Source organism: Thioalkalivibrio sp. AKL8, assembly GCF_000380525.1.
GTDB lineage: Bacteria > Pseudomonadota > Gammaproteobacteria > Ectothiorhodospirales > Ectothiorhodospiraceae > Thioalkalivibrio > Thioalkalivibrio versutus.
In genome coordinates, this window is record NZ_AQYF01000014.1 from 48,152 (window position 1) to 72,076 (window position 23,925).

The window sequence follows — 23,925 nt, forward strand, 5'->3', positions numbered from 1 at the left end:
ATCCCTCCAGATCGGATTTCCCCTGGTTATGGCGTTCCTGCGCAGCACCGGGATTTACTGGTGCGGGTTGAAGCCGCGGCGGCGCAGGAAGGCCTTTTCCAGCTCGACGAGGGTGAACAGGACGATCCCGAACACGAGGATGCGGCCCCATTCCTCCAGGCCGATGGCGGTGGTGCCGAACAGGAACTGCAGCGGTGGGGCGTAGGTAAACATGCCCTGTAGCAGGATCAGGGCGCCGACGGCGATCAGCACGGGGCGGCTGCCGAACAGGCCCTCGCGATTGCAGGACGGTTCCAGGATGTAGCGGCTGTTGAACAGGAAGAACAACTGGCCCATGACCAGGGTGTTGATCGCCACGGTGCGGGCGAATTCGTCGGCCACGCCCTGTTGTTCCAGCCACAGGAAGTGGCCGAAGGTGCCGGCGACCAGCAGTGCCGAGACGAACCCCACGCGCCAGATCAGGAAGCCGGACAGCAGGGGGGTGCGCGGCGGGCGTGGAGGGCGCTGCATCACGCCGGGTTCGGTCGGTTCGAAGGCCAGCGCCAGCGCCAGGGTCACGGCGGTGACCATGTTCACCCACAGCACCTGCACCGGGGTCAGCGGCAGCGTCAGGCCGAGCAGGATGGCGGCGACGATGGTGAAGGCCTGGCCGCCGTTGGTGGGCAGCAGAAACAGGATGGCCTTCTTCAGGTTGTCGTAGACCGTGCGGCCTTCTTCCACCGCGTTGGCGATGGAAGCGAAGTTGTCGTCGGCCAGCACCATCTCGGAGGCCTCGCGCGCGGCCTCGGTGCCCTTGATGCCCATGGCGATCCCGACATCCGCGCGTTTGAGCGCCGGGGCGTCGTTGACGCCGTCGCCGGTCATCGCCACCACCTCGTGATGGCTCTGGATGGCGCGCACCAGGCGCAGCTTGTGCTCGGGCGTGGCGCGGGCGAACACGTCCACGTGGCGGACCTGCTCCTCCAGCTCTTCGTCGGTGGCGTTCTCCAGTTCGTGGCCTACCACCACGCCGCCCTCGGTGCGGATGCCCAGTTCGTCGGCGATGGCGCGCGCGGTGACGCCGTGATCGCCGGTGATCATCTTTACGCGGATGCCGGCTTCCTGGCAGTGGGCCACTGCCTTGATGGCCTCTTCGCGGGGCGGGTCGATGATGCCGCAGACGGCGACCAGGGTGAGACCGCCATCCTCGATGTCGGCAAACTCCAACTCCCGGCGATGATCCTCCATGCTCCGCGTGGCCAGGGCGAGCAGGCGCTGGCCGCGCGCGGCGACGCCGTCCATCCACTGCTGCCAGTGTTCGGCGTCCAGGGGCTCTTCGCCGTCGGCGGTGCGCTGGGTGCTGCAGACGGCCAGCACGCGTTCCGGCGCGCCCTTCAGGAAGACGAATGCCCCGCCTTCGTGATCGTGATGCAGGGTCGCCATGAACTTGTAGGACGACTCGAAGGGGATCACGTCGTCGCGTACATAGCGCTCGTTGACCTCCTTCGGGTCCAGCCCGCCCTTCATCGCCGCAGTGATCAGCGCCCCCTCGGTGGGGTCCCCCTCCATGGTCCAGGCGTCGTCCTTCGGGTAGACCTCGGCATCGTTGCACAGCAGGATGCCGCGCAGGATCTCCGCGAGCAGCGGGTCGGATTCCGGATCGGCCTCCTGGCCGTCGCGGGTAATCCCGCCGTGCGGCTCGTAGCCGACCCCGGTCAGTTCGTACTCCGCCGCGGTGGTGACGATGCTCTTCACCGTCATCTCGTTGCGGGTCAGGGTGCCGGTCTTGTCCGAGCAGATGGTGGTGACCGAGCCGAGGGTCTCCACCGCCGGCAGGCGGCGGATGATCGCGTGGCGCGCGGCCATGCGCTGTACCCCGATCGCCAGGGTGATGGTCATGATCGCGGGCAGGCCCTCGGGGATGGCCGCGACCGCGAGGCTGACCGCCGCGAGGAAGGTCTCCACCAGGTCGTAGTCGCGCACCCAGAAGCCAAAGGCGAAGGTGGCCGCGGCCAGTATGCCGATCGCCACCGACAGCCAGCGGCCGAACTGCGCGATCTGGCGCAGCAGCGGCGTCGTCAGGGTCTCCACCTCGCCGATCAGGGTGGAGATGCGTCCGATCTCCGTATCGGCCCCGGTGCCGATCACCACGCCGCGCCCCTGGCCGAAGGCGACGAGTGTGCCGGAATACGCCATCGAGACGCGGTCGCCGAGGTCGGCCTCTGGCTCCACCGGGGCGGTCTGCTTCTCGCTGGCGACCGATTCGCCGGTCAGCGCGGCCTCGTCGATGCGCATGTTGTGCGCCCCGGTCAGGCGCAGGTCCGCCGGGACGCGGTCTCCCGCCTGCAGGTAGACGATGTCGCCGGGGACCAGCTCTTCCGCAGGGATACTCCGGCGCTGGCCGTCGCGCAGCACCTGCGCCTTCGGCGAGAGCATCTGGCGGATTGCATCCAGCGCCTTTTCCGCCTTGCCCTCCTGGATGTGGCCGATGATCGCGTTGATCAGTACCACGCCCAGGATCACGCCGGTATCCAGCCAGTGCCCGAGGAAAGCGGTGCCGATGGCCGCGGCGATCAGTACGTAGATCAGCACGTTGTGAAACTGCAGCAGGAAACGCCGGATGGGTCCGGTGCGTGCGGTTTCCGGCAGGCGATTGGGGCCGACGTCCTGCAGCCTTTGTTCGGCATCCGGAGACTTGAGCCCGTGCTCGTCCACCTCCAGGCGCTTGAGGACCTCGTCGGTCTTCAGGGCGTGCCAGTCGAGGGATGGGTCACGATTGCTCATGCGTCTACCGTCAAGGTGGCGGCGGGGCCGTTCCGGATTTGCCTATCATGCGCTGCGCAGGTCGCGCTGTCAGGACTACGCCCGCCCGTTCGGGCGGAATTTTCCCACTGCTACTGAGTCTATTGGATCACGCTAACCACCCAGGAGGTTCCCCATGTCCCGTTGGATCGCCACGGCCGCCCTTGCGGCCGCAGCATTGTTGGTGGCCTCGGCCGCTCAAGCCGCGGAGAAGGTCACGCTGGAACACGATGATCTGACCCTGGTCGGGCATATGAAGGAAGGCATGGGGGCGAGCCCCTCCGACGGTGTGGTGCTGATGCTGCACGGCACCCTGGCGCACGGGCGCATGGAGGTGATGGCGGGGGTGCAGGACCTGCTGGCCGAGCACGGACTGAACTCCCTGTCGATCAACCTGAGCTACGGGATCGATGCACGTGAAGGGATGTTCGAGTGTGACGCCCCGGTGCGTCACGGGGTCGACGATCACCTGCAGGAGGTCAGCCTGTGGCACGAATGGCTGCAGGACGAAGGCTACGGTCCAGTCACCCTGTTCGGGCACTCCCGTGGCGCCAATCAGGTCGCCCGCTACCTGATCGAGCACGACCCGGACGGCATCCGCGCCCTGGTGCTGGTGGCGGCTTCCACCTTTGACGAGGATGAGGCTGCGGCGGATTTCGAGGAGCAAAGCGGCCTGCCGCTGCAGGTGATGCTGGATCGTGCCCGCGAACTGCAGCGCATGAACCAGGAAGAGACCCTGATGGAGGACGTGCGCTTCCTCTATTGCGAGGAGCTGGACGTGACCCCGCGCGCCTTTCTTGGCTACTACGAACCGACCCGCCAGAACGATACCCCTTCGGTGATCCGCGGGATGCAGATTCCGACGCTGGTGATCGTCGGCTCCGAGGATGACGTGGTGCCGGACCTGCCGCAGAAGGTCGAGGCGGTGAAGGACAGCGGCGACATCACCCTGATGACCGTGGACGGTGCCGATCACTTCTTCCGCGACTTCTTCGCGGATGACGTGGCCGATTTCACCGCGGACTTCATCGATCAGAACTGATCGGTAAGCCCTCAAGAACAAGTCGGCGCTAGTGCAAGGCCGGCCCGGGAATTCCCCGGGCCGGCCTTTTTCGTGCCCGTGTTAGGGGCTATCCGACCAGCAACGTCAGGTAGAGCCCGAGCATCGCGGCGGAGAACAGCAGCCCGATGGTCTCCCATCGCGTCAGGACGCGTTCGGCGTCTTCCAGACGCTGGCGCAGTTTCAGGCGCAGTAGCCGCAGGCGTGCCGGCATCCGGTGCGGCCGGGGTGGTCGCAGGGCCAGGCTTCGGTGGGTACGGCGGGCGGCACTCCAGGCGGCATCGGCCAGCACGGCCAGATCGCCCTCCGGCACGCGTGGGGTCTCGCGGTCACGGATCAGCCGGTAGGCGATGCCGGCGAGGACGAGCCCCAGGGCGATCGGCCACAGCAGGGCCAGGCCATACAGATCCCGTGGCTCGACGGGCAGGCCGCCGGGCCCGACGACCAGGACCCCGAACGGGAGCAACAACCCCGTCAGTGCAAGCGCGCCCCAGGCCCACCACCGGTGCCGGTCAAGTCCGTTGGCGGGTGCCCGCAGCCCGGCCTGCCAGCACCACAGGAAACGCAGCAGCAGTACGGTGGTGCCCGCTGCGGCGAGGGTCAGCAGCAACTCCGTATGCGCCAGCCAGCCGGGCAGCGCGTCGGGGGCCAGCGGGCCCTTTAGCGTGTTCTTGGCCAGCGCGCCGCTGGTGAACGGCAACCCGGCCAGCGCCAGGGCCGGCAACAGGGTGAACAGGACAAACGCGGCCCGGGCCAGGCGCGTACCGGGCCATTGGTTCTGCATGCCCGCCGTCAGGAACAGCGCGCCCTTCGCCAGGCCGTGGTGAACGGCGTACAGCGTGACGGCGGCCAGCAGCCAGCCGCGCGCCTCCGGCAGCAACAGGGCCAGGCCTATGCCGACCGTCATCAGTCCCATCTGCGAGATGCTGGAGTAGGCGAGGATGGTCTTCGGTCGTACCTGTAGGACGCCCACCAGGACCCCGAGGAAGGCCGCTGCCAGGCCCAGCAGGACCAGGGTCTCGCCCAGCACTGCATGCCCGGTGGCGTCGAGCGGCAGCAACCGCATCCAGCCCAGCAGCCCGGCCTTGATCATCGCCCCGGACAGCACGGCGCTGGCCGGCACGGGGGCCGCCGGGTGGGCCAGGGGCAGCCAGGAGTGCAGCGGCAGCATGCCGGCCTTGATCCCCAGGCCTACGACCAGCAGTGCGAGCGCCCAGCCCTCGGGGCGGGCCGCTGCCACCGCCGCCAGGCTGGATTGCCCTGCGGCGTGGACGGCCAGGAGCAGGCCCGCGAGCAGCAGGACCTCGCCCAGTACCGCGAGGATCAGGTACACCCGCCCGGCGCGCCACGCCTCCGGCTTTCCGGAGTGGACCACCAGCCCGTAGGCGGAGAGGCTCATCAGGGAGAAAAACAGGTAGAACGATGCCGCGTCCTGCGCGAGGACCAGGCCCAGATTCCCGGCCAGGGCCAGCAGCCAGAACACGTAAAAGCGCTCGCGCCGGACGTCGTCACGCCGCTCGCCGAGGGCGAATAGTCCGGCTGCCAGCCAAAGGCCTGCAGTCAGGGCCAGAAACGCCCGCCCGGTTGGGTCGACGGCCAGGTGGGTCCCCATCAGCAGGCTATCGAAGGTCGCCTCCAGCCCGGTCGGGGCCAGGGCGGCGAGCAGCAGCCCGGGGAGCGCGGCCCAGGGGACCAGGCGGTTCAGCCGCGCCTGCCCCGGGCGCAGGCCGATGAATACCGCCAGCAGCAACGGCAGCAGTGGGACGGCGAGCAGGAGGATGCTGCTCACAGCCCGAACTCCGGCAGCGAATAGTCGCGCCGCACGATCAGGCTGACCCAGCCCAGCGGGCTCAGCCCCAGCCCGGCGAAGAGTCCCACCAGCAGGCCCAGAGCAGCGGTGAAGACTACCGGAAACAGCAGCATCCAGTGGGTCTCGAAGCGGGTCGGCCCGGCATGCGCCTGCAGCGGTTCGTGCCACGGCTCGCGGCGCTCACCGAGCCAGCCACGGATCACCGGCGGCAGGAAATAGGCGGCGTTCAGCAGGCTGCTGAGGACCAGCACGCCCAGCACCCAGGGCATGCCGGCCTCCAGCGCCCCCAGCCCGAGATGCCACTTGGTCACGAATCCCGCCAGCGGTGGCAGGCCGATCATACCCAGCGCCCCGAGGGTGAAGGCGAGCATGGTCAGCGGCATGCGCCGGCCGACCCCGTCGAGCTCGCTGATGCGGTGGATGCCGAGGGTCTCGGCGAAGTTGCCGGCGCAGAAGAACAGGGTGATCTTGGTGATGCCCTGATGCACCAGATGCACCAGCCCGCCGATGATGCCCAGCGGCCCGGCCAGCGCCACGCCGAGGATGATGTAGGAGACCTGGCTGATGGTGGAGAAGGCCAGGCGCTGTTTCAGGTCGTCCGTGCGCAGGGCCTGGATGGAACCGTAGACAATGGTGATCGCCGCCACCACCAAAAGCCCGGCGGTCAGGCCCAGTTCGATGGCCAGCTCGGTTCCATAGACGTCGTTGACGACGCGGATGATGCCGAAGGCGCCGGCCTTGACCACGGCCACGGCGTGCAGCAGCGCGCTCACCGGCGCCGGCGCGACCATCGCAATGGGCAGCCACGAATGCAGCGGCACCAGCGCCGCCTTCACCCCGAAGCCGATCATCAGCAGCACGAACAGGATCTGGAGGGTGGTCGCGTGCGTCTCCGCGAGACCGTCCAGGTACCCGCCCGGGGTGAAGCCCTCGGCTCCGGCCAGGAGCGTGAGCCAGACAATCGCCGTGAACAGCACCAGCCCGCTGGTCAGCGTGTAGGCGAGATAGAGCCGTCCGGCCCGCAGCGCCGCCGGCGTACCGCGATGGACCACCAGCGGCCAGGTCGCCAGCGTCAGGATCTCGTAGAAGATCAGGAAGGTGATCAGGTTGCCGGACAGGGCAATGCCCACCGTGGCACTGACGCACAACGAGAAGAACCCGAAGAAGCGGCTGCGCCGGGGCGAACCCTCCAGGTAGCCGATCGCGTAGACGGTGGTCACGAACCACAGCACGGCCGAAAGACTGGCGAATAGCAGCGACAACGCATCGGCGGCCAGGACCAGGTCGATGCCCGGCATCAGCGGCAGGCTGAAGCGGTATTCGTCGCCGCGCAGCACCCCGGCCAGCAGGACTCCGACCAGTGCCAGCTTGGTGCCGGCGCCACCCAGGTTCAGCGCGGTACGCAGGCCTTGGCGATGCTCGGGCAGGAAAAAGATCGCGATCCCCGGCCCGAGGGAGCTGAACAGGATCGCGAGCAGCAGCCAGCCGCCGTCCATCAGGGGGCCCCCGGCGTCAGCGCGAGCGTGTTGAGGGTCAGCGTCCCGGCCAGTCCGGCGAGCGCCGCGACAGTCGCCAGGCCCAGCGGTACCCAGTCCATCCACGGCGAGACCGCTTCGCCGGCGTCCGCACGTCCGCGCTGGAAGGACGGGGCCACCATGCGCAGCACGTAGGCCGCCGCGAGCAGGCCGCCGCCGGCGATCGCCAGCACCCACAGCACGCCGATGACGCTACCGGCCAGGACCGTGCCCAGGCCGGCCTCCAGGAGCAGGTACTTGGCGATGAATCCGCCGGTGAACGGCAGCCCCATCAGGCTGACGCCGGCCAGCCCCAGGGCGAAGACCGTGCGCGGCCGCGCCCGCAGTACATCGCCGAGATCGGCCAGCCGATCATGCCCGGCGGCGTGCTGCAGCGTGCCGGCCGCCAGGAAGACCGAGGCCTTGGCCAGCGCGTGGACGACCGCGAAGAACACCACCACCCGCCAGGCACCCGGATCCACCAGCATCAGCGGGAAGGCCACCAGCAGATAACCGAACTGGGCCACGGTGGAATAGGCCACGATCGATTTGAGGCGGCCGGCGCGCAGGGCCTGCAGCGAGCCCCAGACCAGCGCCGCCACGCCGAGCATCCCGACGAGGATGCCGAAGGCCGGGGTGGCCAGCGGGGCGAACACGCCCATCCACAGACGCAGGATCAGATAGAACGACCCGGTGACCACCAGCCCTGAGAGCACCGCGCTGACCGGCGCCGGGGCCGAACCGTGGGCCGGCGCCAGCCAGACATGCAGTGGGAACAGCGCAGCCTTGAGCATGAGCCCGGCGGTCATCAGTACGGCAGCCATGCGTTCTGTGGGGCCCGCCTCGGTGCGCGTCTCCAGCAGCAGCAGGTCGAGGACCCCGTGCTCTCCGAACAGCAGCACCACCCCCATCAGGAAGCTCAGCGAGCCGAGGATGTTGACCAGCAGATAGCGCACCGCGCCGGAGACCGCGGCGGCCGTTCCGGTGAAGGCGACCAATGCCACTGCCGACAGCGAGACCACCTCCAGCGTGATGTACAGGTTGAAGGCATCGCCGGAGAGAAACAGCATGTTCAGGCCGGCCCACAGCCAGAGCCACAAGGGCCAGAATTGGCGCCGCTCGATGCGATCATGCACATAGCCCAGGCTGTAGAGGCTGGTCGCAAGCCCCACGACGGCCGTCAGCACCAGCAGGGTCATGGACAGCCCGTCCAGATGCAGCATCAGGCCCAGTGGCGCCTCCCAGCCCCCCAGTGCCACCCGCGTCGCGGCGGCCTCCGGAACCGGTCCGGCGTTCAGGAACAGCGCGCTCAGACCGAGCACCCAGGCCGTGATCGCGAGCGCCCCCAGCAGGCCGACGCGATGGGCCTGGCGCGGCCAGGCCGTCGCCAATACGGCCACTACCAGCGACAGCGCGACCAGCCCGGCGATCGCCGCCGGGAGCCACTCGGCATTTGCCGGGGTCACGAGGGCCGATCCTCGTCCGAGGCGGCGGGGCCGCCGTCGGCGTGATGTTCGCCGCGCGAGATGTCTTCCACCGGGGCGTCGTCGTCCGGTGGCCCGGGGAGCATCACTGCATGGCCCGTCAGCCGCGTCAGGTGCACCACCAAAGCCAGGGCGAAGGCGGTCGCGCTGACCGCGACCACGATGCCGGTCAGGGTCAGGGCCTGCGCCACCGGGTCCGGCGGGCCCTCGCCGCGGGCGGCCACACCCAGCAGCACCATGAACACGCCCGAGCCCATGATGTTCAGGGCCAGGATGCGCAGGACCAGATGGTGCCGGCGGATCAGCCCGTACAGCCCCAGGGCAAACAGGATGGCGCCAGCGGTGGGGTACAACAGGCCCGGTGCCAGCGTTTCGGCCAGGCCGTTCATGCGTCGTCCCCGGCCGGGCGCCCGGCCACGAACAGGGCCACCAGGGCCAGTGCGATGGACAGCGTCGCCGCGACCTCGATCAGGAGGATTAGCGGGTAGGCCCAGGCGTCCGCATAGCCGAGAAAGCCGTGTCCGGCCACGAGGCCGTACAGCCCCACCAGCAGGAACAGGGCGACGCCGGCGGTCAGGCCCAGGCGCAGTGGCACCCCCGGCGCCATCGGCAGCTGGCGGGGCCGCGCCAGTACCAGCAGGATCCCGGCTGCACCGAGGATGGCCCCGGCCTGGAAGGCCCCGCCGGGGGCGTGGCTCCCGGCCCACAGCACGTACACCCCGGTGACGATCGCGACCGGGACCAGCAGGCGCAGGGTGCCGGGCAGGATCGGGCCCGGGGCCGGACGCGCCGGGATCAGGTCATGTCGCCCAAGGGACCAGGCGCCCAGCAGCGCGATCAGCACGATGGCCAGCTCGAGGAAGGTGTCGTAGGCGCGGAAGTTCAGCAGCACCGCGGTGATCGGGTGATCGACGCCGGAGATGTCCATGTGGGCATCCACTACCGGTTCCAGCCCGGTGGACTGCGGCTGGTGCCACAGCGCGGTGACCAGCAGGCCGCCGACCACCAGGGCAAAGGTCAAAGCGGGCAGGAAGGTCCGGCGTTCGGGCGGTGGGTCGTGCAGCGCCCGCAGCAGGGCATGCGGCCCGGTGGGGTCGGGCGGGGGCGTATGCGGGCGGCCACTGCGCCGCTCGGCCATGATGCTGCGCAGGCGTTCCAGCGTGACCAGAAGCAGGGCCCCGGTGATGCCCGCGCCGATCGCGGCCTCGGCCAGCGCGATGTCCGGGGCCTCCAGCCGCACCCAGGCCAGCGCCAGCAGCAATCCGAAGGTAATGAACAGCACCACGGCCCGGAACAGGTCGGTACTCGCCAGGCAGCGCCAGGCTACCCCGACGATGCCGGCCAGCAGGACCAGATCGAAGAGGACCAGCAGCCCGTTCATCGATCCGACTCGAACTCCCCGTGGGTCCAGGTTCGTTGCGCCACCATGTGCGCGGCGGTGGTCCCCGCGGCCAGGACCAGAAGCCAGATCAGCAGCAGCTTGAGGATGTCCGCCGGACCGCTGGCCTGGAACATCAGTCCGAGTACCACCAGCCCGAGCCCGACGTTGTCGGCCTTGGTCAGCGCATGCAGGCGCGAGTAGACGTCGGGGAAGCGCAGCAGCCCGGCGGTGCCGGCGGCAAAGAACACAAGCCCGGCCAGGACCAGGAGTACGGTCAGGGTATTAGCGATCATCGTTCGACTCCCTTGATTCCGTGGACTCGGGATGCTGGCGGTGGGTCGGGGTATCCGGCGGTTCCGGCAGGCCGTGCTGGCGGACGAAGGCCACGGCGGCGACCACCGCCAGCAGCGCAAAGACCAGCGCCACATCCACCAGGGCGGATTCCTCCAGTGCCAGCGACAGCAGCAGCAGGATCGTCACCCCGGTGGTGCCGAATAGTTGCGCGGCCAGCATCCGGTCCCCGGAACCCGGCCCGCGCAGTACCCGAACGAGACCCAGCAGGATGGTGCCCAGCAGGAACAGCGCCGCGGCCAGGTAGAAGACGCTCACGAGGTTTGCCCGTTGCGTTTGTCGCGGTGGTCACGCGGGTCGCGGAAGGCGGCCCGGATGCGTCGTTCCAGAGCGATCAGCGCCGCCCGGGTGTCGGCGTCGCGATCCAGCACATGCAGGGTCAACAACCGGCCCTCCAGCCGAATGCTGAGCGTGCCGGGCAACAGGCTAATGACCGCCATGAACAGGGTCAGCGGCGGCCCATGGGCCAGTTCGGTTCGGTAGGTCACGAACGCCGGATGGATTGGCAGGTGCGGATCCAGGGCGCGGCGCGCGACATCCAGGCCGCCCAGAAACGAGTTGCGAAGAAAAAAGCCCAGCAGGCCGGGCAGGGCGCGCAGGCGTAACGGGAGCGGCCGGCCGGTCGGCAGCAGCAGGCTGGCGCTACCGGCCAGAACGATCGCCAGCAGGGCCAGCGGTTCCAGCAGGGCCTCGTGGCCCGCGAGTACCCACCACAGCAGCGCGGCCGCGGCCGCAGTCCCGATCGCCCGCCTGCCACGTGACCGCGCGCGTCCCGGGAAGCCGGGGTTCGGTTGCGAGGAGCGAGACGCGGGCGTCATCGAGTCGCTGACTGGCGGAGGTGCCGCGGTGATCCTGGCGCTCTTATCTCAGCTCGTTGCTGGCGTCGGTGAACCCCATCAAGGACACGTCAAAGACGAACGGTTGCTCCTGGTGCAGGGCGCGGAAGGCCACGGTCAGGGCCTGCCCGCCTCGGAGCGCGCTCATCTGCTGGCCGTTCAGTTCGCGTCCGGCGACACAGCCCTGCTGTACGCAGGTCACGTAGCCGGCATCCATTTCCTCGCCCGCGTCATCGACCTGCATGCGGATACCGGGGCGCAGATCCACGCCCAGCGGCACCAGCACCTCGATCACATGCTGGTCACCTTCACGGCGGATGGTGGCCTGCAGAAACAGTCCCTGCGCCTGTTCGTCCTGAATCTGCAGGGTCTGCTGCATCTGGCAGCGCTCGCCGTTCGGGGTGTCGATGCAGGCGACCTCCCAGTCCTGGTAGACGGTGGTTTCCGGCTCCTGCTGCACGGGCTGCTGCGGTTGGCCGGGTTGTTCCATGTCCTGCGCCGCCCCCGGGGCGGCGAGGCCCGCGAGCAGCAAGGCAAGCAGGGCGATGGAGGAACCGCGGCGGACGCGGCGAACACACTGGATGGCCGTATGCATGAGTCGAGGTATCTCCGGTATTGAAATGACGCCCCTACTCTAGCGCGCCGCACAAGTCGGTGCCTCGAACCGGCTTCGGTTTCGGGGACGCGGTAGGCGCATTTCCCTCCCGTCCGTGGGTCAGCGAGTGTAGCGCTCGACGAAGTCGCAGCGGCCCTCGGGCAGCCAGTCCGGGAGGTCGTAGTAGCGCGCGAGCACGGGCTCCAGGACGCGATCGTGGTAGGCGGCGTAGTCGAAGCCGCGGCCCTCGGCGAGGGTCCAGTCGACGCCGCGGATGGTCACTTCGCGTACGCGCACCTCGTCGAAGAAGGGCTCCACATGCGCCGGGTCCAGCTCGCCGCGGGTGGGGACGTAGAGCAGGTTGGCCCCGTCCAGGGCGCGGAAGTCGGTAAGCAGGTCGTCCTGGCGGCCATAGTGCGAGCCGGCGCCGAACACCCCGACCTCGCGGCCGGCGTAGTAGCCCAGTACCGCCGAGCGCGAGTAGCTGCGGGTGAAGACGTGCCAGTCCGCGTCGTATTCGCCCACCACCCCGGCCACCGATTCCGGGGCCAGGTAGAACACGGCGTCGGCGTAGCGGTCCTGGCCCTTCAGCCATTCCACCGGCATCAGCGCGAGGGTCAGGATCGCGACGGCGTGCAGCACCGCGAGGGCCCCGGAGAGCCAGACGCCGAGCGTCAGCGAGCGTCGGGCCAGGAACAGCGCGGGCAGCAGCAGGAAGGGCGCGAAGGCGGCGAGCCAGTGCAGCCCGATGCTCTTGAACGGGGCGAGCAGGGCAAACAGGATCAGCGGGATCAGCCCGGCGGAGAGGAACACGCCCAGTTGGTACTCGCGGATGCCGGCGGCCAGGGCGCGCCACTGGCGGGCGTAGAACCACAGCAGCCAGGGCGTGAACAGATAGACGAGCAGGATCGCATAGGTGAGCCAGTTGCCCGGATCGAAGCCGCCGTCGCCATGCCGGTTCACGACGTTGAACATCACGTTGTACCAGCAGTTGTCCCAGTTCCAGTACAGGTTGAGGGCGACCGCCGGTACCACGCCGACGAGGATCAGCAAGAGGCCGCGCCAGTGCTGCCGCGCGAACAGCAGGATGTGCAGCCCCAGCGCGATGCCCAGGAGCACCGCGAAGTACTTGGACAGGAACGCCAGCCCCAGGGCCAGCCCGGCGAGCAGGAAATAGGCCGCGCGCCCGGTGCGCAGCGCCAGCCAGGCGAGGCCGGTGGCGAGCAGGGCGAACAGGATCAGCGGGGTGTCCGTCGCGGTGATGACCGCGATGAAGAACAGCGGCATGAACAGCGCCAGCAGCGAGACCAGGCGCGCCCGGACCGGATCGGTATGTCGCCACCAGAGAAAGACCGCAAGCGCCGGGGCCATGGAGGCGAAGATGCCCAGCGCGCGGATCGCCAGCGGGTGGTCCGACAGCGGCAGGATGGCGCCGAGCCACCAGCCGATCATCGGCGGGTGGTCGTAATAGCCCAGATCCGGGTTATGGCCCCAGATGAGGAAATAGGCCTCGTCGCCGGTGATCGGCAGCGCCCATGCCATGCCGATCTTGACCAGCAGGACGGCCAGCAGGATCGCGCCGTAGTGGCGCGCGAGCCACGGCCACGCGGTGGGTGTCGGTCTCACTCGGGGGTGTCCTCCAGGGCGGGTCCGTGGACGCGCCGGAAGCGGCCCCGACGCAGCCGGTAGCCGCTGCGGGCCAGCTCCAGCATTGGCTGGTCGGCGTCGCTGTCGCCGTAGGCCGCGACCAGGTCCACCGGCTCCTCCGGGGGCAGGGTCGCCAGCCAGGCGGCGATGGCGGCCGGCTTGGCCGCGCCCCGGCAGTTGGTACCGTCGAGGCGCCCGGTCACGCGTTCGCTGTCATCGACTGCCAGGCGCGAGCTGACTACGCCGGCAAGGCCGTGGCGCTCGGCCCAGGGCTGCAGCCAGAGATCCAGCGAGGCGGACACCAGCACGCAGTCATGGCCCGCGGTCTGGTGGGCCTGGAGCGCGCGCATGCCCGCCGGGCGCAGCAGACGGTCCAGGCGGCCCTCGGCGAACTCGCGGCCCTTTGCCTGCAGGTGGGCGAGGGTCTCGCCGGCCAGCATGCGGGTCAGCACGGCCTCCTTCGCATCCTGGTTGGAGAGGCGCTTCAGCGCCAGGCCGGTCAGGGCGGGGAGGCAGTCCGGCAGCCGGCGCAGGAATTCCACTGTCCCCAGTGCGTGGCGCAGGAAGGGGAACAGGCTGTCGCGCCGGGTCAGGGTGCCATCAAAGTCGAACAGCACGATCTGCCGCGCGGGGCCGGGCCGGGTGGGGGCGGACATGGCTAGGGAAACACTGATCCATGTACACGCTCGCGCTCGAGTCGCTTTTGCGTGCGAACAAGGCGCGGTGACTGCCGTGCAGTCATTCTGCACAAGGGAACCGCAACGCCGTTCCCACGCAAAAGCGGCCGAGCCCCTGCATTCAATCGCTTGTGGGGTTGGCACCCCAGGTTCCCCGATCCTGCGTTGCGGCCCTTGCCGGTAGAACCACTACCGGCTGCGCACCGCGCCTGGTCTCGGCAAACCTGGGGTTCCAACGCGAGTGTGTACATGGATCAGTGTTTCCCTAGATGTGATCTCTCAATAGGTTGTCCACGGGGCGACTCCGAAGGATGCTGAGTTTGCCGACTTAGCCATTCCAAGGAGGACGCCCCGTGAACCTTCACCAAAATGCCTTGTTTGGACCGCGCGGTCGAGAGCGGATGGTCCGTTGTGTCGTGGATCGAGGCTGGAGCATTCGAGCCACGGCCCGCGCCTGTGACGTGGACCCGAAAGTCGTGCGCCGCTGGGTGCAACGGTTCCAGGAGGCGGGCCCTGCCGGCCTCCTGGATCGTTCTTCCCGGCCTCGGCGTCAGCCGCGTCGAACGCCGCGTAGGTGTCAGCGTCAAGTTGTGGCCCTGCGCCGGCAACGCTGGACCATGGATCGGATCGCCCGGTTCGTGGGTGTCTCGCGCGCCAGCGTCAGCCGCATCCTGCGGCGCGAGGGGCTGAACCGCCTGGCGGCGTTGGAGCCGGTCGAGCCGCCGCGGCGTTACGAGCACGAGCATCCCGGCGACCTGTTGCACCTCGACATCAAGAAGCTGGCCCGCTTCCGCCATCCCGGGCACCGGAGGACCGGGGTCCGGGCCAAGGACTCCATCGGTGTGGGCTATGAGTACGTGCATGTCGCGATCGACGATCGCTCGCGCATCGCCTTCAGCGAGATCCATCCCGCCGAGCGGGCCCGGGATGCGATCGCCCACCTGGAAGCGGCCGTGCGCTACTACGCGACCCTGGGCATCACCATCCGGCGGGTGCTGACCGACAACGGGCCCTGCTATCACGCCCGGGCGTTCAGTCAGGCCTGCCGACGACTGGGGATCCGCCACCGTCGCACCCGGCCCTACACGCCCCGAACCAACGGCAAGGCCGAGCGCTTCATCCAGACCGCCTTGCGCGAGTGGGCCTATGCCTTCACCTACGCCACGTCAAAGGAACGCAAAAACCATCTTCCCCGATGGATCCATGACTACAACTGGCACCGTCCACACGGTAGCCTGAAACAACAACCACCCATCAGCATCCTCGGCCTACCCGAGGACAACCTCGTGAGACTCCACACCTAGAGCTTGAGGCGCTTGAACAGGTATTCGGGGATCAGGCGGATGATGGTCATGATGACCCACCACTTGCCGGGCAGGTAGGCCACGTCGCGGCCACGGTGCATGGCGCGGACGATGCCCCGGGCGACCGTTTCCGGTTCGGCCCACAGGGCGCCGGCGCGGTTGAAGCCCTCGGTCATCGGGGTGCGCACGAAGCCGGGCTTGAGCGTGACCACGTCCACACCGCTGAAGAACAGCCGGTTGCGCAGGCCCTGCAGGTAGATCGCGAGCATGCCCTTCGCCGTGCCATAGGCGTAGTTGCTCTGGCGCCCGCGGTCGCCGGCGACCGAGCCGATGGCGGCGATCACGCCCCGGCCGCGGGCCTCGAAGTCCGGCGCGATGCGGGCGAGCAGGGCGATGGCGCTGGTGCCGTTGACGTGGATCGCCTCGAGGGTCTCGTCCACCGAGGCGTTGCAGGCGGCCTGGTCGGGCAGGGTGCCCCAGGCCAGCAGCACGCTGTCCACCTCGCCCAGGGCCTCCTGCGCCTGTTGCCAGATGGCGGCGTGGCCGTCGACGTCGGCCAGATCCGCCGTGGCGCCGAGGATGCGGGCGCCGTCCGGGTCGTCACCACGCACCCGCAGGTCGGCCAGCAGGGCCTCCAGCGCCTCGCCGTCGCGGGCCACGCAGAACAGCCGGGCACCGGTGTCCACCAACTCCCGCGCCACCGCAGAGGCAATGGCCGAGGTGGCACCAAAGAGGACAACGTTCTTCATTGGGTTCATGCAGTCACCCTGCGCCAGAAGCCGGAGGAGAATTCGGGGTCCACATACTCGGCGAAGGCCTCCCAGCGGGGGAACCCCTGGCGGAAGACGTCGGCCGGCATGCGTGCGTCCTTCGCAGGGTACAGGGCACCGCCGGCCTCCTGCACGATCGCGTCCAGGCGCGCGAACAGGCGTTCGGTGTCGCGGCCCTTTTCCGGGAAGTCCAGCGCGAGCGTGGCTCCCGGGCGCGGGAAGGACAGCAGGCCCGGGGCGGCGCGGTCGCCGAAGGTCTTGAGCACCGCGAGGAACGAGCCCTGGCCACTGGCGGCGATGGCATCCAGCAGGGCCTGCACGCCGTCCTTTGAAGCCGCCGGCGGCAGCACGCACTGGTACTGGTAGAACCCGTTGTGACCGTAGATCCGGTTCCAGTGCCGGATGGCGTCCAGCGGGAACAGCCAGGGCAGGTGATGGACCGCGCGCGGGGTCGCGTGCACCGGCTGGCGGTAGTAGAGGTGGTTGAACGCGCGCAGGGTCAGGCGGTTGACCAGCGACACCGGCGGGTCCAGCGGGATGCGGCGGCGGCGTTCGTGCCAGGCGTCCTTGCGCGGCGCGGTGGTGGCATGGCGCCCGCCGCTGTAGATGCCGCGACCGACCCGGCCGCCGGCTCCCGGGTTCAGGCAGTCGATCCAGGCCACGGTGTAGGGCCACTCGCGCTCGGACTGGGCGTTCAGCTCCCAGAATGCGTCCAGCGAGTCGAAGCGCTGCGACCAGGCGCGCATCCAGGCGCTGCGGATCGGGGTCAGTTGCAGGGTCACGGTCTCGATCAGGCCGGTCAGGCCCAGGCCGCCGACGGTCGCGGCGAACCAGTCGGGTGTGTTCTCGGGGGTGACCTCCAGCACCTGGCCTTCGGAACGACGCAGGGTCAGGGCGCGTACATGGTCGCCGAAGCTGCCGGCCTGGTGGTGGTTCTTGCCGTGCACGTCATTGGCGACCGCACCCCCCAGGGTAACGAAGCGCGTGCCGGGCACCACCGGCGGAAACCAGCCGCGCGGCACGGCAAAGCGCAGCAGCGCATCCAGCGATACCCCGGCCTCGGCCGTGAGCTCTCCGGTGGCGGCGTCGAAGGCCACGAAGCGATCCAGCCCCGGCGTGTGCAGCAGCGAGGCCTGGGGATTCAGGCAGACGTCCCCATAGCTGCGCCCCAGCCCGTGGGCGAGCAGCGGGCGCGGCACGTCGGGCAATGCCCGCCCGCGGCGACCGAGCGCGACCTCGGCCGCGTGTTCCACCCGAGGGATGCGGTTCCAGCTGGCGGTCATGCCCTGGGCTCCACGCGCCCAATGTCCCGGTCATTGCGAGGCCCGGCAGGGGCCGCGGCACAAAAGCGCGTAGCGCGTTGAACGGCCGCAGGCCGGCCCGACGGGCGAGCGCAGCGAGTTATCGCCGTCTCCTGCCCCCAACGCCCGGAACAGCTTCGGGAGATTGCCACGGCCCCTGCGGGGCCTCGCAATGACGGGATTGGCGTGGCGAGCCTAGCCATGGTGCGGGTCCGGGAGTTCGCGGCCGCGGGCCTCGGGGTTGGTGCCCAGCGCGATCAGGCCGAGGATCACGGCGAACCACAGGGTGGTAAAGCGGATCAGCATGGTCGCCGCGACCGCCTCGGCCGGGGGCATGTCGGCCCATAGCAGCAGGGCGATCATCACGGCCTCGGTACCGCCGAGCCCCCCTGGCAGGAAGCTCAGCGCGCCCGCCAGCATGGCCAGGGCGAACACGAACGCGGCAAAGGCGAACGTGGCCTCGAAGCCCATGGCGTTGAGGATCCACCAGAAGGCCAGGGCCTCCGCGCTCCAGGCGAGCACGCTGAGCACGGTGGCGCCGGCCAGCAGGGCGGGCCGGTGGCAGCGTCGCGCCTGCAGCAGGACGGTAACTAGATGGTGCAGGGTGCGCCACAGGCGCTGCCCCGGGCGGTCGCTCACGATCTGCAGCCACGCCAGCGGCCGGCGCCAGGCGAGCACCACCAGCGCGGCCAGGATGCAGGCGGCACCGATCAGGATCAGCCAGGTGCCCTGCGCGACCAGGGTCAGCCCCAGCATGGACAGCAGCACCACCGCGATCAGGTCGGACAGGCGTTCGGAGACGAACGCCGCGAAGCTGTCGGGGTAGGGTACGTGGCGGCGTTTCAGCAGCACTCCGCGCAGCGCCTCCCCGGCCTTGCCGGGGGTGGTGGTCAGGGCAAAGCCGGCCACGTAGATGTGCAGGCTGGCGCGGGCCGGGACGGCATGGCCCAGGGTGCGCAGGTACAGCTGCCAGCGGGTAAAGCGCAGGCTGTAGTTCAACAGTGACAGCGCCAGGGCCAGCAGCAGTCCGCCGAAGCCCACCAGCTTGAGGGCGCGCCAGACCTCGTCCGCACCGGCCCACAGGGCGACCCCGAGATACAGGGCGACGGCCACGATGATCGAGAACATCACCGCGCGCAGGCGCCATCCGGAGAGCCGGATGGTGCTCATGCGAGCACGGCGATGGTGACCCCCAGCCACACCGCAACGGTGGCCAGCAGGTGGGGATCGGTGACCAGGTCGCGCGAGGTGTCGTTGCCGCCGCCGCGGGCGTGCAGCAGGAACAGGTAGCGGAAGATGCCGTAGATCACGAACGGCAGGGTGTAGATCAGCCCGTCGGTGCCGTGCAGGGCCATGGTCTCCGCGCTGACGGTGTACAGGCCATAGGCGAGTACCGTGCAGGCGGCGCTGATGGAGGTGAACTGATCGAGCAGGCTGAGGCTGTAGTCGTCGAGCACGCGCCGCGGCCGATCGGTGTTGCCGCGGCGTTCGATGGTGTCGTCGGCCAGCTCCGCGCGGCGCTTGGCGAAGCCGAGAAACAGCGTCAGCATCAGGCCGCACAGCAGCAGCCACTGCGAGGGTTCGATGCCCAGGCCCAGGGTGCCGGCGAGGATGCGCAGCATGAAGCCGGCCGCGATGCTGAATACATCAAGGATCACGATGTGCTTCAGCGACCAGGAATAGGCGACGTTCAGCACCAGGTAGGTCAGGATCAGCGCGATGACCCAGGTGCTGACCATCGCCGCGAGGACCAGCGCGAGGACCGCCGCCGTTGCGAAGATTGCCCAGGCGGTGGGGACGCTGATCGCACCGCTGGCGATGGGGCGGTCGCGCTTGGTCGGATGCTGGCGGTCGGCCTCGACATCGACGATGTCGTTCAGCACGTACACGGCGCTGGCGATCGCGCAGAAGGCGAGGAAGGCGAGACTGGCCGCCAGCACCGTGCCGGGTTCGCCCCACTCGTGCGCGAACACCACGCCGAGGAACACGAACCCGTTCTTGATGTACTGGTGCGGGCGCAGCAGTTTGATCAGCGAATACAGCATGCAGGCGTCGGTCGTGAAGGTCGTTGCAGTCTACTGACGCACTCGATGCGTTACCATCGGCGGCGCTGAAGCGCGCCCGTGCTGCGCGCTCGATTCCATGTTTCGATTCGCAGGAGAACTGTCATGTCCCGTATCGCCCGATCCTTTCTGCCCGCCGTCCTGCTGGCCGCGGCCGGGCTTGTTGCCGGTTGCATGTCCGGCGGTGGCCCGGAGCCCGAGTTCGCCGAAGGCCAGCCCTTTCCCGAGCGCACCCTGAACGACCAGCACGGTAATCCGGTGGAGCTGCCGGGCAATGCCCGCGTGATCCTGAAGACCGTGGAGGCCGCGCCGGCCGGTATCGCCAATGCGGTTCTGAGTGGCATGACCGCCGAAGAACGCGAGGGCATCGTCTACATCGCCGACATCCACGAGATGCCGCCGCAGCCGATGCAGAACGTGGTGCTGCCGCGGATGCAGGCGCGTGACTATTCCATCGTGGTGACCTCCAGCGAGGCCGATGCCGGCTTCCTGCCGCATCAGCGCGAGCAGGCGACCGTGATCCTGCTGGACACCGAGGGTGTGGTGACCGGCGTCGGCCATGCCGGTAGCGAAGAGGCCCTGAAGGACATGCTCGACGGCGCGCACGAGTAAGCCCGCGCATGATGGGTTCGAACCGCGGCAGGGTCTGAGTTGGCGTTCTTTCTGGGCCTGCTGACGGCCCTGGGGTTTGGCGCCGGCGATTTCTTCGGCGGGCTGGCCTCGCGACGCATTCCGGCGCTGGTGGTGGCCTGCTATTCGCAGATCCTTGCGACCGCAGCCCTGTTGGTGATCGCCCTTCCGCTGGCGGGTCTGCCTGGAGCGCAGGCCCTGATCTGGGGTGGGGCCGCGGGGCTTGCCCTGGCGCTGGGCCTGCTGGCGTATTACCACGGCCTGGCCCAGGGTTCGATGGGGCTGGTCGCTGCGGTGACCGGGGTGATCTCGGCGCTGGTGCCGCTGCTGGTCGGACTCGCGCTGGGTGAACAGCCGGGGCTGCTGGCGTTGCTCGGGATCGCCGCGATCGTGATCGCGATCGGGATGATTTCTGGCGGGGCGCGCAAGGCGAGTCCGCGCAACCTGGATGAACCGGTACGTGGCCTGATGGCGCTGGCGAGGGGGGAGCATCCGGTTCGTGGCCTGCTCGACGCGGCGATCGCGGGGGCCTGCTTCGGTCTGATATTCGTGTTCCTCAACGAGGCCGAGGCCGGCTCGCCGCTGTGGCCGGTGGTCGCGACCTCGGCAGTGGGTGCCCTGGCCCTTCTGGTGGTGATGCTGATCCGCCGTCCGCAGCTGGGGATGAGCCGCTCGACCCTGGTGTTGCTGTCGCTGGCAGGTCTGTTACAGGCGGCGGCGACCGTAGCCTTCGTGGTCGCGGTGCGCATGGGCCTGTTGTCGATCATCGCGGTGGCCGGGGCGCTGTCCCCGGCGCCGACGGCGCTGATGGCGCGATTGTTCCAGGCCGAGCGCATGTCACGGGTGCAACTGGCCGGGTTCTTCTTTGCCCTTGTCGGTATCCTGCTCATCGTGCTGGGCGGGCCCGGATAGGCATCGGGCGAGTCTGATAAGTTGGTCCCCGTCATTCACGCCACAGGAGGTGCGAAGTGTCCGAAGATCCGAAACCGGAAGTTGTGCGCAGCAACGTGAGCGAGCCCACGCTCGGCCCGCGCAAGGATGGCACGATGGTCACCGTGGTATACGTGCTTTATCTGGTGAGCTTCCTGACCGCGCTGACCGCCATCGCCGGCCTGATCATCGCCTATATCAAGCGCGGCGAGGCCGATGCCGTCAGCGTCTCCCACTTCACCTACCAGATCCGCACGTTCTGGATCGGGCTGTTATTTGCCGTGCTCGGGGTCATCACGACGCCGATCGGCATTGGCTTCGTGATCTTCCTCGCCCTGGTGATCTGGCTGCTGGTGCGCTGCATCAAGGGCCTGCTGGCCAACAACGACAACCGCGCTATCGAGCAACCCGAAACCTGGCTCTGGTAAACGCCTTGTGTCGTGCCCGAGCCGCGTTCGCGGATGCGTGAGCGGCTGGAGCAGTATCAGGTCCTGATCTACCTGGTGACCATCGCCCTGGGGCTTTTCCTGGGAGTGTCCGCGCCGGGGGCCAGCGAGTGGCTGGATGTGGTGCTCTGGCCCGTACTCGGGGTGCTGCTGTACGCCACATTTACGCAGACGCCGCTGATCCACCTGGGTGAGGGGTTCCGCGAGCCGCGTTTGCTGCTGGCCGCGGTGATCGGCAATTTCGTGGTGATCCCGCCGCTGGTCTGGGCGATCCTCCAGGTGGCGCCGGGCGATCCGGCGATCCTGCTGGGGATCGCCCTCGTGCTGCTGGTGCCCTGCACCGACTGGTTCATCACCTTTACCCATCTCGGCGGCGGCGATACCCGCCGGGCCATCGCCTTCTCCCCCATTTCGCTCCTGCTGCAGCTGGCGCTGCTGCCGCTTTATCTGTGGCTGTTCTTCGGTGGCGAATTCACCCTGGCGCTGGCCGGCGAGGACGTGCTGAAGGCCTTTTCCGGCCTGATCCTGGTCCCGCTGATCCTGGCGTACTTGACCGAACGCTGGGCCGACGACGACCCCGGCCGCGGACACCTGATCTCGGGCCTCGCCTGGCTGCCGGTCCCGTTGCTGGCCGTGGTGGTGTTCATCATCGCGGCCTCCCAATTCAACACGGTGCTGGACGGTGCCGGTGTGCTGTTCCCGCTGTTGCTGATCTTCGCCGGCTTCCTGGTGGTCGCGGCCCTGCTGGCGCGGGCGCTGGCCCGGGCCTTCGGCCTGCCGGTGGCCGAAGGGCGGGTGCTCGCCTTCAGCCTCGGCTCGCGCAACTCCTTCGTGGTCCTGCCCATCGCGCTCGCCCTGCCGCAGGGGCTGGAACTCGCCGTGGTCGTGGTGGTGTTCCAGTCCCTGGTCGAGCTGATCGGAATGATGGTGTACCTGTGGTGGATTCCCTGCCACCTGTTCCCCGATCGCCCTGCCGCCTGAGGCGGCACTTCCGAGCCCCGGATCGTCGTCGGGTCTTCCCGTACTGGGTCGATCATCAATGGTGTGCAGGGCCGCCCGCGGGACGATGCGGCCGTCAGCGGAGGCGGCCGCGCATCGAGCACTTCCTGGCGCGGGTGCGTAGCAGGGCGGGTGGGCGTTGCGCGGGGCCAGTGGAGGAGCCGCTCCCCGGGTGGTGGCGCAGCTCCAGGCTGGCGGCTGGCTGGGACCGGTCTTGCCGGGGTTAGCGTTCCAGGTACTGGAGTTTGCCTTCCACGCCGTCCCAATCCTCGGCGTCGGCCGGCGGGTCCTTGCGCGCGGTGATGACCGGCCAGGTGCGGGCGAGTTCGGCGTTCAGTTCGATGAACTGCAGCTGGTCTTCGGGGACGTCGTCCTCCGGCACGATGGCTTCGGCCGGGCATTCCGGCTCGCACAGGGTGCAGTCGATGCATTCGTCGGGGTCGATGGCCAGGAAGTTCGGTCCTTCATGGAAGCAGTCGACCGGGCAGACCTCGACGCAATCGGTGTACTTGCACTTGATGCAGTTATCGAGAACGATGAAAGCCATGCTTGTCTCCCTTTGAATTCAGTCAGTTGACCGGGATTTTTGAGGCCCGGTCATGGTCGCGGCGGCACGTGTCCCTGGCCCTGCCGACAGGATATGGCGGCATTGTAACGCCTCCACCACCGGAGTCGTGAATCCCGGGCGCGGGCCGGCGTCATTTCGGGATCCGATGGGCTGCAACAGCCTTTACGGGATGGGTCGGTGGCGTCCCCGTGTGGCCCTCGTGCTGGCGGGCTGTGCGGTGGGGCCGGACTGCGAGCGCCCGGAGGTCGCCCTCCCGGAGGCGTGGCCGGGGGCGGTTGGCGAGCAGATGGACAAGGACTCCGCCGATGCCGAGTTCTGGTGGGAGAGGTTCGAGGACCCGCGGCTCGACCGCCTAGTGCGCGACGCCCTGGAGAACGACCTCGACGCTGGGATCGCCGCGGCCCGTGTGGTGCAGGCGCGGGCCGAATGGTTGCCGAGCCTGAATCTGGCGGCCCTGTTTGGGCAGGAGGCGAGCGGGTGGAGGCACGCCAGCGCGAGATGCGTGCCCGGATCGAGGTCCTTGACCTGGCGGAGCGGCGCTATCTCGGCGGCTTCGTGGGCTATCTGGAGGTGCTGGACGCGCGTCGCGCCCTGCTGGATGCGAGCCTGACCCTGACCGAGGCCTCGCGCGATCGGCTGGCGGCCACCGCGACGCTATTCCGTGCGCTGGGTGGCGGCTGGGACAGCGCGGCGATCCCGTCGGATGTGCTGGAAGATGGTGATCCGGACGATGCCGAGGAAGAGGCGGTCACGCCCGCGGATCCGGACGACTGACCCT

Annotated in this window: 23 protein-coding genes and 1 pseudogene; 7 read left to right on the top strand and 17 right to left on the bottom strand. The window is 68.8% G+C overall.

Going from position 1 to position 23,925, the window contains the following annotated elements:
• Positions 1 to 54: 54 nt before the first annotated feature.
• Complete coding sequence (locus G335_RS0113240) at positions 55 to 2,763, bottom strand: cation-transporting P-type ATPase (protein WP_018177028.1); 2,709 nt, start codon at positions 2,761 to 2,763, stop codon at positions 55 to 57.
• 154 nt (positions 2,764 to 2,917) lie between these two features.
• On the opposite strand from G335_RS0113240, the gene G335_RS0113245 reads away from it, so the two are divergent.
• Positions 2,918 to 3,823 carry an alpha/beta hydrolase gene (locus G335_RS0113245; protein WP_018177029.1) on the top strand — a complete coding sequence of 302 codons (906 nt, stop codon included), beginning with the start codon at positions 2,918 to 2,920 and terminating at the stop codon, positions 3,821 to 3,823.
• Between the two features lie 88 nt (positions 3,824 to 3,911).
• On the opposite strand, the gene G335_RS0113250 is transcribed toward G335_RS0113245, so the two are convergent.
• The 11 genes from G335_RS0113250 to G335_RS0113300 form a co-directional block, all read right to left on the bottom strand.
• On the bottom strand, positions 3,912 to 5,630 hold the full coding sequence (locus tag G335_RS0113250; RefSeq protein WP_018177030.1) for a complex I subunit 5 family protein: 1,719 nt from the start codon (positions 5,628 to 5,630) through the stop codon (positions 3,912 to 3,914).
• Entirely contained in the window at positions 5,627 to 7,147 is a 1,521-nt protein-coding gene (locus G335_RS0113255) for a complex I subunit 5 family protein (RefSeq protein ID WP_018177031.1), read from the bottom strand. The genes G335_RS0113250 and G335_RS0113255 overlap by 4 nt, the downstream gene beginning before the upstream one ends.
• Positions 7,147 to 8,631: a complex I subunit 5 family protein gene (locus G335_RS0113260; RefSeq protein ID WP_018177032.1), complete on the bottom strand. Its 1,485-nt coding sequence runs from the start codon at positions 8,629 to 8,631 to the stop codon at positions 7,147 to 7,149. The genes G335_RS0113255 and G335_RS0113260 overlap by 1 nt, the downstream gene beginning before the upstream one ends.
• Entirely contained in the window at positions 8,628 to 9,038 is a 411-nt protein-coding gene (locus tag G335_RS0113265) for a cation:proton antiporter subunit C (protein ID WP_018177033.1), read from the bottom strand. Before G335_RS0113265 ends, G335_RS0113260 begins: the two co-directional genes overlap by 4 nt.
• Positions 9,035 to 10,030, bottom strand: coding sequence for a hydrogenase subunit MbhD domain-containing protein (locus G335_RS0113270; protein WP_018177034.1), 996 nt, complete (start codon positions 10,028 to 10,030; stop codon positions 9,035 to 9,037). The genes G335_RS0113265 and G335_RS0113270 overlap by 4 nt, the downstream gene beginning before the upstream one ends.
• Positions 10,027 to 10,323 carry a monovalent cation/H(+) antiporter subunit G gene (locus G335_RS0113275; protein WP_018144325.1) on the bottom strand — a complete coding sequence of 99 codons (297 nt, stop codon included), beginning with the start codon at positions 10,321 to 10,323 and terminating at the stop codon, positions 10,027 to 10,029. The genes G335_RS0113270 and G335_RS0113275 overlap by 4 nt, the downstream gene beginning before the upstream one ends.
• A complete protein-coding gene (locus G335_RS0113280; protein WP_018177035.1) occupies positions 10,313 to 10,639 on the bottom strand; it encodes a monovalent cation/H+ antiporter complex subunit F in 327 nt (108 codons plus the stop codon). The genes G335_RS0113275 and G335_RS0113280 overlap by 11 nt, the downstream gene beginning before the upstream one ends.
• On the bottom strand, positions 10,636 to 11,199 hold the full coding sequence (locus tag G335_RS0113285) for a Na+/H+ antiporter subunit E (protein ID WP_018177036.1): 564 nt from the start codon (positions 11,197 to 11,199) through the stop codon (positions 10,636 to 10,638). The genes G335_RS0113280 and G335_RS0113285 overlap by 4 nt, the downstream gene beginning before the upstream one ends.
• Before the next feature lie 43 nt (positions 11,200 to 11,242).
• Positions 11,243 to 11,812 carry an invasion associated locus B family protein gene (locus tag G335_RS0113290; RefSeq protein ID WP_018177037.1) on the bottom strand — a complete coding sequence of 190 codons (570 nt, stop codon included), beginning with the start codon at positions 11,810 to 11,812 and terminating at the stop codon, positions 11,243 to 11,245.
• A 120-nt stretch (positions 11,813 to 11,932) separates the two neighbouring features.
• Positions 11,933 to 13,438 (bottom strand): glycosyltransferase family 39 protein, encoded by a 1,506-nt coding sequence (locus tag G335_RS0113295; RefSeq protein WP_018177038.1) that lies wholly within the window; start codon positions 13,436 to 13,438, stop codon positions 11,933 to 11,935.
• Positions 13,435 to 14,115 (bottom strand): HAD-IB family hydrolase, encoded by a 681-nt coding sequence (locus G335_RS0113300; protein ID WP_018177039.1) that lies wholly within the window; start codon positions 14,113 to 14,115, stop codon positions 13,435 to 13,437. The genes G335_RS0113295 and G335_RS0113300 overlap by 4 nt, the downstream gene beginning before the upstream one ends.
• A 374-nt stretch (positions 14,116 to 14,489) precedes the next feature.
• Between G335_RS0113300 and G335_RS13625 the strand changes: the two genes are divergently transcribed.
• Positions 14,490 to 15,440 carry an IS481 family transposase gene (locus G335_RS13625; RefSeq protein ID WP_081623083.1) on the top strand — a complete coding sequence of 317 codons (951 nt, stop codon included), beginning with the start codon at positions 14,490 to 14,492 and terminating at the stop codon, positions 15,438 to 15,440.
• Here the strand turns inward: G335_RS13625 and G335_RS0113310 are convergent.
• From G335_RS0113310 to G335_RS0113325, 4 genes are all read right to left on the bottom strand, one after another.
• Positions 15,437 to 16,189, bottom strand: coding sequence for an SDR family oxidoreductase (locus tag G335_RS0113310; RefSeq protein ID WP_018177041.1), 753 nt, complete (start codon positions 16,187 to 16,189; stop codon positions 15,437 to 15,439). The genes G335_RS13625 and G335_RS0113310 overlap by 4 nt on opposite strands.
• A 5-nt stretch (positions 16,190 to 16,194) precedes the next feature.
• Complete coding sequence (locus tag G335_RS0113315) at positions 16,195 to 17,493, bottom strand: FAD-binding oxidoreductase (RefSeq protein WP_018177042.1); 1,299 nt, start codon at positions 17,491 to 17,493, stop codon at positions 16,195 to 16,197.
• A gap of 213 nt (positions 17,494 to 17,706) precedes the next feature.
• Complete coding sequence (locus tag G335_RS0113320) at positions 17,707 to 18,681, bottom strand: lysylphosphatidylglycerol synthase transmembrane domain-containing protein (RefSeq protein ID WP_018177043.1); 975 nt, start codon at positions 18,679 to 18,681, stop codon at positions 17,707 to 17,709.
• Positions 18,678 to 19,556 (bottom strand): decaprenyl-phosphate phosphoribosyltransferase, encoded by an 879-nt coding sequence (locus tag G335_RS0113325; protein WP_018177044.1) that lies wholly within the window; start codon positions 19,554 to 19,556, stop codon positions 18,678 to 18,680. The genes G335_RS0113320 and G335_RS0113325 overlap by 4 nt, the downstream gene beginning before the upstream one ends.
• Positions 19,557 to 19,679: 123 nt before the next feature.
• Between G335_RS0113325 and G335_RS0113330 the strand changes: the two genes are divergently transcribed.
• Genes G335_RS0113330 through G335_RS0113345 form a run of 4 tightly spaced genes read left to right on the top strand, consistent with a single transcriptional unit; the run spans position 19,680 to position 22,561 of the window.
• Complete coding sequence (locus tag G335_RS0113330; protein WP_018177045.1) at positions 19,680 to 20,186, top strand: hypothetical protein; 507 nt, start codon at positions 19,680 to 19,682, stop codon at positions 20,184 to 20,186.
• A gap of 39 nt (positions 20,187 to 20,225) precedes the next feature.
• A complete protein-coding gene (locus G335_RS0113335; protein WP_018177046.1) occupies positions 20,226 to 21,116 on the top strand; it encodes an EamA family transporter in 891 nt (296 codons plus the stop codon).
• A gap of 56 nt (positions 21,117 to 21,172) precedes the next feature.
• Entirely contained in the window at positions 21,173 to 21,562 is a 390-nt protein-coding gene (locus tag G335_RS0113340) for a hypothetical protein (protein WP_018177047.1), read from the top strand.
• Between the two features lie 33 nt (positions 21,563 to 21,595).
• Positions 21,596 to 22,561: an arsenic resistance protein gene (locus tag G335_RS0113345; protein ID WP_018177048.1), complete on the top strand. Its 966-nt coding sequence runs from the start codon at positions 21,596 to 21,598 to the stop codon at positions 22,559 to 22,561.
• 241 nt (positions 22,562 to 22,802) lie between these two features.
• On the opposite strand, the gene fdxA is transcribed toward G335_RS0113345, so the two are convergent.
• Positions 22,803 to 23,126: a ferredoxin FdxA gene (fdxA, locus tag G335_RS0113350; protein ID WP_018168634.1), complete on the bottom strand. Its 324-nt coding sequence runs from the start codon at positions 23,124 to 23,126 to the stop codon at positions 22,803 to 22,805.
• Between the two features lie 166 nt (positions 23,127 to 23,292).
• On the opposite strand from fdxA, the pseudogene G335_RS14530 reads away from it, so the two are divergent.
• Positions 23,293 to 23,921, top strand: a pseudogene (locus tag G335_RS14530) (TolC family protein).
• Positions 23,922 to 23,925 lie beyond the last annotated feature (4 nt).

Excerpts from the sequence above, each read along its gene's own strand:
- G335_RS0113320 (WP_018177043.1), bottom strand. The coding sequence starts at position 18,681 with ATGAGCACCATCCGGCTCTCCGGATGGCGCCTGCGCGCGGTGATGTTC.
- G335_RS0113265 (WP_018177033.1), bottom strand. The coding sequence starts at position 9,038 with ATGAACGGCCTGGCCGAAACGCTGGCACCGGGCCTGTTGTACCCCACC.
- G335_RS0113255 (WP_018177031.1), bottom strand. The coding sequence starts at position 7,147 with ATGGACGGCGGCTGGCTGCTGCTCGCGATCCTGTTCAGCTCCCTCGGG.
- G335_RS0113325 (WP_018177044.1), bottom strand. The coding sequence starts at position 19,556 with ATGCTGTATTCGCTGATCAAACTGCTGCGCCCGCACCAGTACATCAAG.
- G335_RS0113270 (WP_018177034.1), bottom strand. The coding sequence starts at position 10,030 with ATGAACGGGCTGCTGGTCCTCTTCGATCTGGTCCTGCTGGCCGGCATC.
- G335_RS0113345 (WP_018177048.1), top strand. The coding sequence starts at position 21,596 with ATGCGTGAGCGGCTGGAGCAGTATCAGGTCCTGATCTACCTGGTGACC.
- G335_RS0113330 (WP_018177045.1), top strand. The coding sequence starts at position 19,680 with ATGTCCCGTATCGCCCGATCCTTTCTGCCCGCCGTCCTGCTGGCCGCG.
- fdxA (WP_018168634.1), bottom strand. The coding sequence starts at position 23,126 with ATGGCTTTCATCGTTCTCGATAACTGCATCAAGTGCAAGTACACCGAT.
- G335_RS0113285 (WP_018177036.1), bottom strand. The coding sequence starts at position 11,199 with ATGACGCCCGCGTCTCGCTCCTCGCAACCGAACCCCGGCTTCCCGGGA.
- G335_RS0113310 (WP_018177041.1), bottom strand. The coding sequence starts at position 16,189 with ATGAAGAACGTTGTCCTCTTTGGTGCCACCTCGGCCATTGCCTCTGCG.
- G335_RS0113290 (WP_018177037.1), bottom strand. The coding sequence starts at position 11,812 with ATGCATACGGCCATCCAGTGTGTTCGCCGCGTCCGCCGCGGTTCCTCC.
- G335_RS0113315 (WP_018177042.1), bottom strand. The coding sequence starts at position 17,493 with ATGACCGCCAGCTGGAACCGCATCCCTCGGGTGGAACACGCGGCCGAG.
- G335_RS0113245 (WP_018177029.1), top strand. The coding sequence starts at position 2,918 with ATGTCCCGTTGGATCGCCACGGCCGCCCTTGCGGCCGCAGCATTGTTG.
- G335_RS0113275 (WP_018144325.1), bottom strand. The coding sequence starts at position 10,323 with ATGATCGCTAATACCCTGACCGTACTCCTGGTCCTGGCCGGGCTTGTG.
- G335_RS0113300 (WP_018177039.1), bottom strand. The coding sequence starts at position 14,115 with ATGTCCGCCCCCACCCGGCCCGGCCCCGCGCGGCAGATCGTGCTGTTC.
- G335_RS0113240 (WP_018177028.1), bottom strand. The coding sequence starts at position 2,763 with ATGAGCAATCGTGACCCATCCCTCGACTGGCACGCCCTGAAGACCGAC.